Source organism: Bacteroides fragilis, assembly GCF_019583405.1.
In the GTDB taxonomy this organism is placed as follows: Bacteria; Bacteroidota; Bacteroidia; order Bacteroidales; family Bacteroidaceae; genus Bacteroides; species Bacteroides fragilis_B.
Map to the genome: position 1 here is coordinate 115256 of NZ_SZUU01000011.1, position 15943 is coordinate 131198.

At 42.2% G+C, this 15943-nt stretch carries 9 protein-coding genes; 6 read left to right on the top strand and 3 right to left on the bottom strand.

What is annotated here, in order from left to right; genetic code table 11:
• The first annotated feature begins 435 nt into the window (after window positions 1–435).
• From FDF36_RS18940 to FDF36_RS18965, 6 genes are all read left to right on the top strand, one after another.
• Complete coding sequence (locus tag FDF36_RS18940; protein WP_220392376.1) at window positions 436–3615, top strand: SusC/RagA family TonB-linked outer membrane protein; 3180 nt, start codon at window positions 436–438, stop codon at window positions 3613–3615.
• Window positions 3616–3630: 15 nt separating this feature from the next.
• On the top strand, window positions 3631–5340 hold the full coding sequence (locus tag FDF36_RS18945) for a RagB/SusD family nutrient uptake outer membrane protein (RefSeq protein ID WP_220392377.1): 1710 nt from the start codon (window positions 3631–3633) through the stop codon (window positions 5338–5340).
• 17 nt (window positions 5341–5357) lie between these two features.
• Window positions 5358–5825 carry a DUF5018-related domain-containing protein gene (locus FDF36_RS18950; protein ID WP_259281478.1) on the top strand — a complete coding sequence of 156 codons (468 nt, stop codon included), beginning with the start codon at window positions 5358–5360 and terminating at the stop codon, window positions 5823–5825.
• Between the two features lie 104 nt (window positions 5826–5929).
• Window positions 5930–7762: a DUF4838 domain-containing protein gene (locus tag FDF36_RS18955; RefSeq protein WP_220392378.1), complete on the top strand. Its 1833-nt coding sequence runs from the start codon at window positions 5930–5932 to the stop codon at window positions 7760–7762.
• A 59-nt stretch (window positions 7763–7821) separates the two neighbouring features.
• The gene (locus FDF36_RS18960; protein ID WP_220392379.1) at window positions 7822–9810 is read left to right on the top strand and encodes a family 20 glycosylhydrolase; all 1989 of its coding nucleotides are present in this window, start codon (window positions 7822–7824) and stop codon (window positions 9808–9810) included.
• A 143-nt stretch (window positions 9811–9953) separates the two neighbouring features.
• Window positions 9954–12365, top strand: coding sequence for a glycosyl hydrolase family 95 catalytic domain-containing protein (locus FDF36_RS18965; protein ID WP_220392380.1), 2412 nt, complete (start codon window positions 9954–9956; stop codon window positions 12363–12365).
• A gap of 134 nt (window positions 12366–12499) precedes the next feature.
• On the opposite strand, the gene FDF36_RS18970 is transcribed toward FDF36_RS18965, so the two are convergent.
• The 3 genes from FDF36_RS18970 to FDF36_RS18980 are packed head-to-tail and all read right to left on the bottom strand — an operon-like array spanning window position 12500 to window position 15920.
• Entirely contained in the window at window positions 12500–13750 is a 1251-nt protein-coding gene (locus FDF36_RS18970) for an ABC transporter permease (RefSeq protein WP_220392381.1), read from the bottom strand.
• Window positions 13750–14931 carry an ABC transporter permease gene (locus FDF36_RS18975; protein ID WP_122130749.1) on the bottom strand — a complete coding sequence of 394 codons (1182 nt, stop codon included), beginning with the start codon at window positions 14929–14931 and terminating at the stop codon, window positions 13750–13752. Before FDF36_RS18975 ends, FDF36_RS18970 begins: the two co-directional genes overlap by 1 nt.
• The gene (locus FDF36_RS18980) at window positions 14928–15920 is read right to left on the bottom strand and encodes an HlyD family secretion protein (RefSeq protein WP_005782476.1); all 993 of its coding nucleotides are present in this window, start codon (window positions 15918–15920) and stop codon (window positions 14928–14930) included. Before FDF36_RS18980 ends, FDF36_RS18975 begins: the two co-directional genes overlap by 4 nt.
• Window positions 15921–15943: the final 23 nt, after the last annotated feature.

Here is a 15943-nt window from a genome sequence, read left to right on the forward strand (position 1 = left end):
TGTTGTGATAGGAAAATGTTTGTGTGTACATAGATAAATAAGGTCACAAGCCACTCGTGGTCCAAATGATAAAAAACGTATCGATGCTCTTTTTCCGGAGGGACTTTTCACGAGTGACCTGCTAAATTGAGATTTGGGGAGTATGTTTCCTGATTCAGCAGTAGGAAAGTCCTGTTACGTTGAGTTTTAGTTCTTTCAGAAAGAAGGCGTTCTTTTTAGAGAAATAGGGGTATAAAGGCATTATTGATAGAAAAAAGGGGGGAGATTGATAAAAATACATGTGGTCGACAACAAGCGCATTAATTAATTTTGTACCCAAGAACTTAATTCTAATAATTTAAAAAATTTGTTTATGAAAAACAGATCCGGCCCTTAAGCCGTTCGGCTTTAACTCAAGTAGTATAAAAAGTATTCATGATTTAAAATTTAAGACTAATGATACAAAGTAATTATTATTACCATTATTTCCTGGTTCAATTATTAAAGAGAGGACTGTTAATGTTACTTATGTCCTTGCCTGCTTTGGGAATATCGGCCGCTATGACGACAGACGAAAATAATTTTAGTGTACAGGAACAACAGCAGAATCGCAAACTGAGCGGTGTGGTAACAGATGACAACGGAGAGCCTCTGGTCGGAGCTACTATCCAACAGAAGAATACTTCAAATGCGACAATTACTGATATGAACGGACATTTTTCAATCAATCTGTCCGGTAATTCTCCGATGATTGAGATATCCTATGTAGGATACTTAGCACGGACTGTCAAAGTAGGAAATCGCACCTCGCTAACGATTAAGCTTCAAGAAGACAGTGAGCTTATGGACGAGGTTGTTGTAGTGGGATACGGAAAGAGCTCTGTAAAAAGACTAACCAGTTCTATATCCAGTGTCAAAGGAGATGAATTGATAAATATGCCTAATACCAATATTATCAGTTCTTTGGAAGGTAGAGCAACCGGAGTTTTCATTCAATCGGCAGGTGGCGAGCCAGGGGCATTGCCCAGCATTTCCATTCGTGGAGGTGGCGAACCCTTGTATGTAATTGACGGTATTCCTGGTACAAAACAAGAATTTTCCGTTCTTTCACCTAGTGACATTGAGTCTTTTTCTATTTTGAAGGATGCTGCCGCAGCGGCAGTATACGGCGCACGAGCCGGTAACGGCATCGTGATGGTCACAACCAAAAAGGGTACAAACGAAAAGATGACAATCAACTACAATGGTTCTTACTCTTTGAGTTCACCTACACAGCCCATTGAATTTCTTGACAACTATGTGGTTGCCGAATTATCAGACAGAGCTGCGCTCTATAACAACGGAATACCTACCTATATGAAAGTGGATGCGAATGGCAATTTATATTGGCCGGAAGGTGTGCTGGAAGCCGTGAAGAATGGAACTTTTAACGATGTAACCGGAAATACGGACTGGAACAGCCTGTTGTTCCATAAATTCGCTCCTATGCAGTCACATAACCTTTCATTGAATGGAGGAAGCAATAATACCCATTACTTCATGTCTGCGCGTTATTACACTTTAGGAGGTATTTATAAAACGGACATTTCTAAGAATGATCGTTTAAATATGAGAATGCACGTGGATCACTATTTCGATAAGATCGGATTGAGAATAAATGGAGACGTTTCTTTCATCCAGAACAAGACACAATACCCTCCTAACGGTTTATATACTATCTGGACGCACGTAGCACGCCTAAATTCACTGGCAAGATGCTTTAATAGTGCGGGTCACCCGACAGGAGGTCAGGAAAATCCATACGTCGAAATCGACCCGTCAGCCGGATATAGAAAAAACGACACTCACTATACGAATATGAGTTTGTCGATGCAGTGGGATGTGCCTAAAGTTTCCGGACTGAGTCTTGGAGCGCTTATGAACTACAATCTATACGATAGTTATAATAAAAATTGGCGTGCCAACGAGGCAGGTGTAGGTCCTGTGTGGGAATGGAATGACGAACCGACCAATCTTGGAAAGGCTCGTCTGGATGAACAAATGTACCGTTCCAATGAAATAACCTTTGAAGCGCGGGCGGATTATAACAGAACATTCAACGACGCTCATACGATCGGAGCGACAGCCGTTTTCAACTCGTGGAAGTACAACTATAACGAACTGGGAGCACTGAGAAGACAATATGAGACCAGTGTAATTGAGCAATTAAACGGAGGGCCAAGTTCTACAGCAGAAAACAACGGTACGGCAAGAGAAAATGGACGCATGGGATTGGTCGGTCGTTTAAAATATGACTATAAAATGCGTTATATTGTAGAAGCCAACTTCCGTTATGACGGTTCGGACAAGTTTCCCAAAGGGCAACGTTGGGGCTTCTTTCCATCAGTTTCTGTAGGCTGGAATGTGGATAAAGAATCTTTCATGAAACCTCTGTTGAATAACAAGTGGTTCAGTGCCTTGAAATTCCGTTTCTCATGGGGTAAGATCGGTCTGGATGATGTAGGTAATTTCCAATATTTGTCGGTGTATAACAAAGGAAATGACTTTTACGAAGGAGGCAAATGGAATTCTACCTTGCGTGAAGGTAATTTGGTTAGCCAATATTTGACATGGTACAGCCGAAATACTATCAACCTTGCTGTCGATGCGGAGTTCTTCCAGCAACGTTTGTCTGCCAACTTTGAGTACTTCTACTATCGTACAACCAATTATTTGGCGAACCCCAAAGATTCCTATACTACACCGTTGGGTACTGCCATGCCGATGATTAAGACAAATTCGGCTCATCGCAGAGCCGGTTATGAATTTAACCTGACATGGAGAGACAAGATTGTCCGTGACTTTAAGTACAATGTAGGACTTAACTTATCTTATTACAATGAGCTTTGGGAAAGAAAATACGATGAACAGGAATCTGATTTGAAAAATCCGTTGCGTCGTCTTACACACCAAAAGTCATATTTTGACTTGTTGTACGTATCAAACGGGCTTTATCAAAACATGGAAGAAATCTTGGATAACCCACGTCCCCAGGCCTCTACCCTGTTACGACCGGGTGATATCGCTTATCAGGATATCAATGGTGATGGTGTGATAGATACCAATGACCGGATACGCCAAGGTGCTCCACGGTTCCCGCATTTGACTTATGGCATCACTTTGGGATTATCCTATAAAGGGTTTACATTTGATGCGCTGCTGCAAGGCACAGGTGCCCGAAACATGTTGTTGGAATCATTCAATCGGAAATTCAATACAAATCAGGTTGGTTTAGCCGGTAGTGAGAAGTTCTATTATCCGGGAAATACCGGAGATATACTCTATCCTCGCTTAACCAATAATGCGCAAGAAAACGGAAGCAATAACGATATGGCTTCAACTTATTGGTTATTGGATGCTTCCTACATTCGACTGAAGAATGTTAAATTAAGCTATGATCTGAAATACAAACTATTGAAAAAAATGAATTTCATCTCTCTATTTGAACTCTATGTGAGCGGAAACAACTTGCTGACCTTCTCTCCGGTTACAAAGTATCACATTGACCCGGAAGACGGAAGAGATGACGAAGCTATGGGGCAGGTAGGTTATCCGGTGCAGAAGATAATCCAGTTTGGAGTTAACTTAACATTTTAAATGAAAGGAATATATATGAAAAAATATTTATATATAATGCTGATGATGGTCTGTGGGCTGACATCCTGCGATGTACTTGATACAGAACCAATGGATTCATACAATGAACCTCTCGTATGGCGTAACAAAGACTTGGCTCAAAATGTGTTGAGAGAGGCTTATTGGACCATTCTTAAAGGTTTGTATTGTTCGGGAGACAATAGCACAGAATGTTTGCGTACGGATTCGTGGACAGATAATGTTTGGAATAAAGACAATAACTCTGTAGCGGCCGAAGCCATTTCTCCTACAAATATTGAAGGCAACGTAGGCGGTTTTAATAGATATTCCTATATCCGCAGAACGAGCCTTATTATAGAAAAATTGACCAATAACCCCGACATTGACGAACAAAGTTGCAAACAGTTTATTGCCGAAGCTCGTTGCTTGCGCGTAATGGTGTATGACTGGATGGTACGTCGTTGGGGAGGAGTTATGCTCATAGATAAGCTGATGACCCCTGAGGATGAGATGCTGTTGCCGCGCAGCTCAGAAAAGGAAATGTATCAATTTATGGTAGACGAATTAAAACTGGCCATTTCCGATCTGCCCTCAACTGCCTATAAAGAACGTTTCACCAAAGGAGCCGCACTTACGTTGCTAACACGTGTATCTCTGGAAGGAGGGCTTTATGACGAAACTATCGCTGCCGGAGAACAACTGTTCGATGGAGAGGAATCCGCTAATTGGAGCATAGATCCTGAGTATCGTAAAATGTTCGGCAGTTTCTCTTATCCGGAAGAAAGCAAGGAAATCCAGCTGTATTTTACACAAGCCGATAAAAAACAGTATTGTGAAAATTTACTTCCCATGTATGTTGCAGGTACATTGGCGCCCGGACGAAATATTATGGGGCCGGCTTTCAATGACAAAGTGGACGCATGGTGTGCCAATTGGCCTTCCCATGAACTGACAGAAGCCTATTTGGCGATTGACGTGGATGGCGACCAGACTGCAAAACCTTATACGGAAACCGCAAAATGGGAAAATGCTCTTGTAAAGACTTCCGCTATTATGTATAGCAACAGAGACAAACGTTTTGATGCCACTATCTGCTATGATGGTACTACTTATTTCACTTCTCCCATTGAAATGGATACCAAAGGCAATTGTTATTGGGAGAATACGCAAAATCACGGATTTATGTGCCAAAGCGGATATATGTGGCGTAAATACGTTTATGAACTGGATGGCACCGATGCACTTCCAGGCTATCAAATCCTTTATAACTTCCGTTACATCCTGTTAAGATTAGGAGAAGCTGCTCTCAACTATGCCGAGGCGCTTGGGCGTAAAGGTGAAACAGCCAAAGCTATCAGAGTGATGAATATGACTCGTACTCAACACGGTGGGTTGCCCGCTCTGCCGGAAAACTCTTCGGAAGCGGATTTCTGGAAATATTATAAAATAGAACGCCGAGTAGAACTGGCTTTAGAGGGAGACCGTTATTTCTCAGTCATTCGTTGGGCAAAAACAGAAAATGCGAATTCTGTACCCGAATTCAATAATCGCACGCACTGTATTATCATCAATGGCGACGATGATACATTCACATTAATAGACACCAGCCATGGAAGTTCTACTGGAAGCGACCGAGTGTTCTCTTGGCCCAGACGTATGTATTTCCCGTTGCCTGAATCGGAAACCATGTCTAACCCTAATTTACATCAAAATAAATACTGGTAATGAATATGAAAAAAGTTATGAATAAATCTTGGCTAAGTGCCTTTATGATCTGTATGTCATTGATTTTGTCCTCTTGTTTGGAAACAGGACTGGACGATCTGGAATCTTATGATGATGCGGAAATCAGAGCATTTAAATTTGAACATCGCTGGGAGCAAACAATGAGTGGTGGAAACAATACTCAACTGGGAGTAGTCTCATTACCTACCGATGTAAAGATAGAAGGAAATACTATTTCTTGCACAATCACAGTGCCCGAAGCTGGAAATCCAAGCTTTTTCACTGAAGAAGTGCGTGATGGCGTAAAGCTGGAAAAGATTGTAGGCATTGCTACTATTTCTACAGCATCTACTATTCATCCGATGGATGGGGCGCCCGTCTTAGGCAAATGGGGAGATTTCTCTAAATCTTGCAAATACAAGGTGATTGCTGCCGATGGTAAAACAACCGAAGAATGGATTATACAGTGCAGGTTGGTTAAATAGCTTCAACAGACAATCGGTATATATAATTGATAGAGGGGGCAAAATATTATTCGGATGTCCTGTCCCCTCTTTTCATACAAAATTCTATAATTGATGAAATTTCCGTGAAATATATATTTATCACACTTATTCTATTGACAGCAATGTCTTTGCAAGCCCAAAATGGAAAGATGACTTTGGAAAGCGGAAGAACTTATTATATTCATACTTGTTCTGACGCACCTAAAGTCGTTGTTCATGCGGCCGAAGAATTGAGCAAGTACATCACTCAAGTATTTAAAGTATCATGCGTTCGAAAGTCCGTATCATTGGACCGGTCTGAAATGTTGGTACTTACCAAAGATAAAAGTAACGCAAGATACCTGCTTCCGGCAAATACAAAACTTGGCGAAGACGGCTATTGTTTAAGCGTACAAAAAGATGCCATTGTCATCGGTGGACAAAATGGTAGAGGGGTTCTATATGGAGTGTATTCTTTTTTAGAAAAATACATAGGATGCCGTTGGTACAGTTCTGAAGTTTCCTTTATTCCTTCACTGAATAAAAAACAATTGCCTCTTATAGAAGAAAGCTATACACCGATAGTGAAATGGCGGGAAGTTTTTTATTATGACTTGTGCGACCCTGATATCGCCGCACAACTGAAATTGAATGGAAACACGCTTCGTAAAGGAGTGACAGCCCCTAATCGACGGGCTATTAAAGGTGGTTGTCATGCTGACTGGGGGCTATGGTGTCATTCACTCTATGATGTAGTTTCTCCCAGCCTTTATGATGTTCATCCCGAATATTTTTCGGAAATTGAAGGAAAAAGAGTTCGTCCGCGTCCAGAAGGAACGCAGTTATGCTTGACTAATTCCGAACTCCCTCTTTATGCTATAAATTCTTTAAATCGGCTGATTCAGAAGCCACGGACAGAGGTGCCTGTGTGGGCTGATTCATTAGTGCATTATTGGAGCGTAAGCCAAATGGACGGAAAGGGGAATTGTACTTGTCAGAAATGTCAAACTTCAGATTTATATGATGGAAGCCCCAGCGGGACGATGTTGAAATTCGTTAATCGGATAGCTGAGCGCTTTCCGCAAAAGAAAATAGCTACTTTAGCTTACACTTATACTCGAAAAGCTCCATTGCATACCAAGCCCGCATCTAATGTCGTCATTCAGATGTGTGCTATAGAAACTGCCCGAAAAGGTATTAATTTCCCTATTGGTACTTCAGATATTCATGCGGCATTTAGAAAAGATTTAGTAGACTGGGGAAAAATCTGCAATGAAATATTAGTATGGGATTATGTCATCCAATTCCAAAATTCAGTTTCCCCATTTCCCAACTTCAGTACTATGCAAGACAATATAAATTTCTATACGGCTCACAACGTATCAGCCGTCTTCTGTCAAGGAAACAGGGAAAAGGGTGGAGAGTTTGCAGAGTTGCGTGGCTATTTGCTCGCTAAACTGTTGTGGAATCCGAAATGCGATATGAACCGGGAAATGGATGATTTTCTAACAGGATATTATGGTAAGGCGGGAATTTACATCAAGCGGTACATTGCCGACATGGAACAAGCCTTAAGAAAATCGAAAGCTATACTTTCAATGGATGGTGACCCCGAAGCTCATCGCAATGGATACCTGTCAAAAGAATGCGTAGAGCGTTACAAACATTGGTTTGACTTAGCAGAAAATTGCGTGGCAGACCAACCGGAAATCTTAAAACGGGTTCGGAAAGAGCGAATGGCTGTAATGTATGCTCAAATTCGTTTGGAATACGGTACGATGGAGGAACGCAAACAATTGCTTACTCAATTGATACAATTGGCTGAAGAAAACGACATCTGGATGTTCAGTGAAGTGGATAATCGTAACGACCAAAGTGGAAACAGGGAGATGTTCTATCAAAAGTATATGCATAGGCTTAACAATGTATCTAATTGAATAATAGGAATAAAAGAGCATAAGATATAAATGGAATTTATGTTGATAAATTTAAAATTATGAAAAGACTATCACTTACTTTATATTTTCTATTGGTGGCATGTTTTCTTGTCTTTGCGCAAGAACCCTGTCCCAGTGTTATCCCTGCCTTGCAACAATGGGAGGGAGGAAACGGAAAACTCTTTCTGCCTGCCCGAGGAAACATTGTTGTAAATCCGGTCAACGAAGCGCAACTCTTATCCACAGCTCGGATATTGGCTGGTGATTTGAAAGATTTAATGAACTGGAACTACGTCGTAAAAATGGGAAAACCCCAAAAGAACGACATTTATCTCTCGTTGATGAAACCCGACAAACAGTTAGGCGATGAAGGGTATGTGTTGACTGCAAGTCACTATGCAGCTATTGAAGCGCCTGCTGCAAAAGGAGTTTTTTGGGGAACACGTAGCCTTCTGCAAATTTTGTATAATCAGCAAGGTAAATTACCAAAAGGAAGAGCATACGATTTCCCTGAATTTCCCAATCGCGGGTTTATGTTGGATGTAGCTCGTAAATTCTTCACTTTGGATTATTTAAAGCAATATATCAGGATACTTTCATTCTACAAAATGAACGAGTTTCAGATTCATTTGAATGACAATGGTTTCCCACAATTTTTCAACAATGATTGGAATGCGACTTATGCCGCTTTCCGCTTGGAAAGTAAACGTTTCCCCGGACTGACAGCTAAGGATGGTTCATATACCAAACAGGAATTTTCCGACTTGCAACAGATGGGGGTGGATTATGGAGTGAACGTTATTCCTGAAATAGATGTTCCTGCACATTCCCTCGCCTTTACCCACTACAAGCCGGAAATCGGTAGCAAAGAATACGGAATGGATCATCTGGATCTTTATAAAGATGAAACCTATCATTTTCTTGACACGCTGTTCGATGAATATCTTTCCGGTGAGCACCCTGTATTCATCGGTCCTGATGTACATATCGGCACGGATGAGTATAATAAGAAAGAGGCAGAACAATACCGCTATTTCACAGACCGCTATCTGAAATATATCGAAAAATATGGCAAGAATCCCCGTATGTGGGGAGGCTTGAAGTGGCTTCCTGGTAAGACTCCCGTAAAGGCGGAGGGGGTGGTCGTCAATGCATGGTCATATGATTGGATAGATCCCGAAGTTTCCTTAAAAGAGGGATATCGACTGATAAATACGTGCGACACTTATCTCTATATTGTGCCGGGAGCTGGTTACTATCGTGATTTTTTGGATCATAAATGGATTTATGAATCATGGAATCCGTGGTTGATGAATAGAAAACAGACGCTTCCCGAAGGAACTCCGGGAGTATTGGGTGGAATGTTTGCTGTATGGAATGATATGTGCGGAAACGGTATTTCCCAGCAAGATGTACATTTACGTTCTTTCCCTGCCGTTCAGGTATTGGCAGAAAAACTTTGGAAAGGAGACAATAAAGCTGTTCCCTACGAAACCTTTGAAGCTCTATGCCGCATTATGCCGGAAGCTCCGGGAATAAACTTACTGGCGCGGATTCCTGAAAGGACGTGTTTGACTCCTTCCGGAAAGGTGTGTGTATTGAGTGGAACGGACACTATTTCTACTACTTTATATGAAGCGGGCTACCCTTATGCGGTATCGTTCAAAATTTATCCGGACAAGGATACCAATATTAGCGGCGTTCTATTTGAGGGTCCTCATTCCAAGGTATATATTAATTGGGAAAATACCGGACGAATTGCTTTCAGCCGCGACGGTTATACCTTTGTTTTCGGCTCTTATCGGCTCCCTACAGAAGTATGGACGGATATCAGTATTGAAGGAGATGACAAAGGTACCTCATTATACGCCAACGGCAAGTTGCAGGAACGTTTAGAAGGACGTGAGATGAAAGTATACTACGAAAAATACAAGCGCATGGATCGTATGCCTTATCAGGAAACGCTGATCTTCCCGTTACGCCAAATTGGTAATCCGTTGAATGGATTCAAAGGAAAGATACAGGATGTAATTTGTGTACAGAAGTAAAAGAGTCAATGACTATCAAAGAAAAATTTGTAAAATGAAGAATATTGTTTCTGTTTTAGTTGTTTTATAATATATGTGCTGTACAAGCCTCGTCGCTTTTAAAAGTCGCTGATAATTATCTGAGTCAGCATGAAATTGTCTATTTGGAACCGGAATTCGACGGTTTCAATGGTTTTCCTTTAGGTAATGGTGACTTAGGAGGCATGTTATGGTTTACCGACGAAGGCATTACCTTGCAACTTAATAAGGTAGATTTGTACGATAAGCCGGTCAATGGCAGGATGACATTACGTTCAGCAGGACGGGTAAAAGTCAATTTAGGTGTCCCATGCTATAGCTATATGCATCTTGCTGATTTTAAAGCCTGCTTATCTCTGCAGAACGCCGATTTAAAGATTAAAAGCTCAACAGCGTTTGCGGATACAGAAATTGCATCCTGGATAGACGCGAATTCAAATGTTTGGGTGATAGATTGTCAGGCAGACTATAAGAACTCGTTACCTTGCGGAGCTATTAACAGAATATCTTTGGAACGTTGGGGTAGTCGTGACTTTGGTGGTTGGTATGGTGCGCGCGACCGGGATGTGGCCAGCGGGATAGGTACTGCAAAGGTGAACAGAAAAGGAAATGACATCATTTTAGAAGAAAAGTTTGAAGGCGGTTTGTGTTTCACTGTCGCATGTCGGGTACTTGAGGCTCCAACAGAAATCCAGCGTGTCAGTGATCGGGAAAATTCGATGATCATACCTTTATCTTCTAAACAGAAATATAAGATTTTGATATCAGTTGCGAGTTCTAACGATTCTGATCATCCGACTCAAGAAGCGATTTCGTTACTGGACAAAGCGGAAGCAAAAACAATAACGGTACTCCAAAAAGAACATGCCAGATGGTGGAGTAAGTTCTGGTCAAAGTCGTTCGTTCATCTGTCAGACAATTATCTGGAGAATATTTATTATATCCGTCGTTATCTCATGGGTAGTTCTTCACGAGGGAAATATCCGGTGCCATTTAATGGTGGGCTCTGGACCACCAATTATGATCATCGTCAGTGGACTACTCCTCATCATTGGAATACTCAGGAGTCTTATTGGGGACTTGCCGTCCAAAACGATTGTGAATTATTGCGACCCTATATTGAAACTTATGACAATATGATTCCTCAAGGGGAGCAATTGGCTAAAAAGAAAGGTACGAAAGGCGGATTATTAATAACCGAAGCGCATGATTTCTCCGGTGATATGGTTAGTGCCAATTGGGGAAATATGACAACGAATTATACGCCGGCCAGCCAAATAAGCAAAATAATGTGGGAGTATTATGCTTATACACAAGATATTGAATATCTCAAGACAAAAATTTATCCATTTATGAAAGAGGCGGCGGAGTTTTACTTGGATTTTCTGCAATGGGATGATACCCAAAAAGAATTTTATATTTATCCCGCACAACCTTACGAACATGAGTGGAGTAGTAAATTGAAGAATACAATTACAGATAGATACATGATTGAATCATTATTTAAAAATTGTATTAAAGCCGCTCAAGATCTACATGTAGACAAGTTAAAAATAAAACAATGGAAACACGTCTTATCGCATTTATGGGCTCCTCCGATTTTGGATATACCTGAAAAAGGAAAGGTGTTCGGATTGGCTTTTGCAGAAAACAATGAAGTTTATCCGGATGTAAAATTGAATATACAAGGCTATCATTTTGATGCGCATACAACAGCTGTTTTTCCGGCAGGTGTGCTCGGATTGGACCATAAAGGGAGCGATTATTTTGAAATAGCCCGGAATATTGCTTTACAGCATCCCCAAAACCGGAATGCTATCACTCCGGGGGCAATTGTTTCCGCACGGTTAGGATTGGGTGATAAAGTATTGGAGCGTTTGCGATGTAGTGTTAATTATCTGCAACATTTTAATCAAGGGCTATTTTACAACTTGGATCATTGGCATTATTTCTCTCGCTATGTTGAGCAGGTCCCCAATGCCGAACTATACACTCAACGGGATTATATATATGATTCAAGATTGACTTACAATCGTTCAGAAGCCGGAAAATCGGGTTATCGAACTAAACCTTTTGTTCAATGCGGTATGGAAACGATGGGCATTGTGGGAACTGCTATCAATGAGATGCTACTTCAAAGCCATGAAGGTAAGATTAGAGTATTTCCGGCTATGCCGTCAAATTTTTCGGCTGCTTTTACACTGCGTGCTGAAGGGGCCTTCATCGTTTCTTCTGTTGTAGATAGTTTAATGACTATCCCATTTGTTGAGATAGAAAGTTTAGCGGGAAAAGAATGCCGTATACAGAATCCTTGGGGCGATCATCTTGTTCAAGTTATGTCACAAAGCAATCTTAATGTGAACGTTAAAGTCAATAAGGATCACGTGATTTCTTTCAAAACTACAGTTGGTGAATCTTATATAATAAAGAAGAAAGATGTCAATGTACTCCATATACCTGAAACATATCATGCCACACGCAATATGTTTCCCAAGAAATACGGAGAGGCTATGTTGGGTAAAGAGCGTACATTTTAAATGGGGATGTGTCATAACTCTTTTTACCACGGAGTGACACAGAGTATCACAGAATCTTTTTATCAATAATCAGCAATTTAAAATCACCTCTGTGTTACTCTGTGTCCTCTGTGGTGGGTTTTGATACATCCTCATTATGAAAGAATCGGTTTTCCTTTGCCTTTCATTTCTTTGTATTTATCAATGACATGCTTACGGCTCTTGATGATCTGCCAGCGATATACCCAGCAGGTAGTCAGGAAGTAGAATCCCGTTTGTATCCATAACGCTTTATATTCAAATGGGATCTCACTCAGTGTCGCCCCCATGTTATTGATCCGCACAAATCCGTTAATGCCGAAAGTAGACGGGAATATATAAGAGAAATATTTCCAGAACGGCGGTATGGCTGCTCCCGGCCAGGAGATTCCTGAAATAAACAGTAACGGAACAGACGTGAAGACGAATATCAGCATGCACGTTTCCCGGTTACGGATGGCAATGGACGCAGTCATGGCAAAGAAGATGCAAGCCATCAGATAGGGAAGGATAAATAACGCTAATGTACCCGGTTGTCCGATCTGGTTGAGGCTGAACATGCGGGGAACCGCACAAAGTACGTAAACAGATACGAGCGAATAGACCATGAAATAGCTTAGTCCTTTACCCATTACAATACGCAGCGTGCCGTTGTAATGCCGGTTGATGGGCACCAGATCCTTAAAGCGGTTGTTTTCGCGGGCGGTGCCGGCAGAAAGTCCGATACCCAACAGTAAAGTCTGCTGAATAATCAGGATCAGTACTGCCGGTATCAGGAAAGCAGCAAAACCGTTAGTCGGATTGAACATTGCCACGTCTTCATATTCGATGGGGTAGGCTGTGATCTCATCCTGGCGGTCGGTGGTATTGTCCGAACGGGTTATTTTGATATCTTCGTTCATGTCTAAAGATACGGCTGTGTTAGCCAGAAGCATACTTTTGTAATATAGCAGTCCGCTCATATCACAATAAATACTTACCTGAGTCTGTTTACCTTGTGCTATGTTATCACTAAATTCTTTCGGAATATAAATGATGCCATAAGCCAGACGGTCTTTCAGCATTTGTTTGGCTTCTTCCATATCGGCACAATACGCTACGATTTCTATATCGGGAGTGGCATCCACTTTGCGGAGATATTTGCGGCTGAGTGAGGAGCGTGAATCGTCTACTACCACTGCGGGCACTTCGCGCACCACTTCGTTGGTATAGATGAAGCTATAAATCAACGGATATACCAATGGCACGAGTACGAAGAAAATCAATACTCCCTGGTCACGGAAGGTGGTTCCAAACTCCCGTTTCCAGATATAAAACAGGTCGTTGACTCCTTGTGCTATTTTATCTTTTAATTTTATATCTTTCATTAGGGCATGTATTTATAGTATATCAAAGCTTCCTTCAACCGGTGAACCACGAAGAAAGGAAGTAACATAAAAATCAATAACGCCATATAATTGGACCAGGAATAAGCCATACTGTATCCGTTGAGTGCCTGGTCTACGTAAATGAGAAAGTAATGCCGTAGTGGGAACAGGTTGCTCAATGCCTGCAATACCGGATTCATAGCCATTACCGGGAAAGAGAACCCCGATATGGAGAAAGAGATGACTCCCCATAATGATGCAAAACTCAATCCGAGGCGGAGTGTAGGCAAAGTGCCTATCATCACGATGCCACAACATTGTGAAGCCAGTACAAGGCACAAAGTGGCCAGCAGCATAGGGAGGATGCCACTGTTGCATGGGAAATGCAGGAATCCGTACAGGTATACATTATAAAATATACCCATGATGAAGAACACTACCGTTTGTGGAAGAAGTTTACCTGCCAATGCGATATAAATGGAGTTATTGCTCAGCCGCAACCACTCACGTGCGGTACGGTCTTTGATTTCCACGCCGATGGAGAATACCGTTACCATGAATATCATCAGCATAAGTACTCCCGGTACAAGGGTGTTGCACAAGTAGACCGAGTAGTTCAACCATGGATTCTGTATCGGGTGTGTATCGATGACTATCGGTTGGAGGTATCCCATGGCTTGGCCCTCTGTTGCACCTTTAGCGTACAGTACCGAACGGCTGACTGCCCCTGATGCAAGTTCGGACATCATCTTCATGTCTTTGAAAAGCAGTGAGCCGGCAATCAGGTACGAGTTGTTGGTATAGAAAGATACCTTGGGTTGTCGTTGGCTTTGAGCATCGGCCGACAACCCTTTGGGAATATAGAAGAACCCATAAATTTTGCCTTCCTGCATTGCAGTGCGGGCTTCATTCACACTTCCATAACGGGCCACGATAGCCGTTTGCCCGAAGGCATCCAAATTGCGGAGGATATTTCTCGAACTGGTTGAGTTGTCCAGATCGACAGCGCCGACAGGCATGTCGGTGGGCAGTCCCGAGTCCATCAGCGTGGTGAAGAAAATATAGCAGAATAACGGGGCTATCACCATGCAGAAGAGATAGAGCGGACGGGACACAAGACGGCGACATTCGCGCTTCATGACCAGCCAGAGGGCTATATATTTCTTTTCTCTTTCTTTCATTTTTTAAGGATGACTGACATTCCCGGACGCAGATTGTCTACTTTTTCAACCGGAGTAGCTTTTACTTCGAAAGTTTTCAGATCGAACTGTCCTGTAGTTTTAGTTGCTTTCCAGGCAGCGTAAGTACCCAGATCCTTCATGTAGTATACTTTCAGGCGAATCGTTTTGTTGTCCAGTGCGGGCACGATAGCGTCAAATTCAGATCCCATTGTCAGGTTCTTCAATAAATCCTCGCGCACATTGAATGTCACCCACATGTCATCCATCACTGCAATGTTCATAATCGGTGCACCTGTGCCTACCAGCTCGCCCACTTTGGGAAATATCTCAGAAACCTCTCCGGCTGTCTGAGCAATCAAATAAGTCTCTTTGATGTACGATTCCACTTCGGCAACAGCTCCTTTGGCACGGTCTACCAAAGCGGCGGCAGCCATTTTGTCCTCACGTTCGGCACCGTTTTTAGCCATGGTATATTGGGCCTTTGCTGCTTTTTCTGTGGCGATGGCTGCATTACGTTGCGCAGTGACTTCGTCCAGTTTTTGCGCAGGCATGACTCCCTGGTCGAACAGATTTTTAACACGCTTGTATGATTTCTCTGCTATGTCGACACCGGCTATCGCCTTTTGCCACATTTCATAAGCTGCCTGGATCTGTTCCTGACGTGCCCCTTTGATTGCTTTTTCGTTTTGTGCCTGAGCAGCGGCTTCAGCTGCACGTGCCTGTTCCATTTTTGCCATTACGTCCGGAGCTTCCAGTATGGCGAGAGTGTCTCCCGCTTGTACTGTTTGTCCCTCTTTCACACGGAATTCCAGAATGCGTCCGGGAACTTTGCTCGAAACGCGGTATTCGGTCACCTCGGCCTGTCCCTGAATAATTTCCGGACCTTTGCGGAGCATGAAGAAACCGACAACTGCAACCAGTACAATAACTCCCAGCAGAGTGAGGAATGCAAGCAGCATATTGCTGTTCTGTGATTTTTGTGATGTCATCTTATTTACGATTTTACGATTTA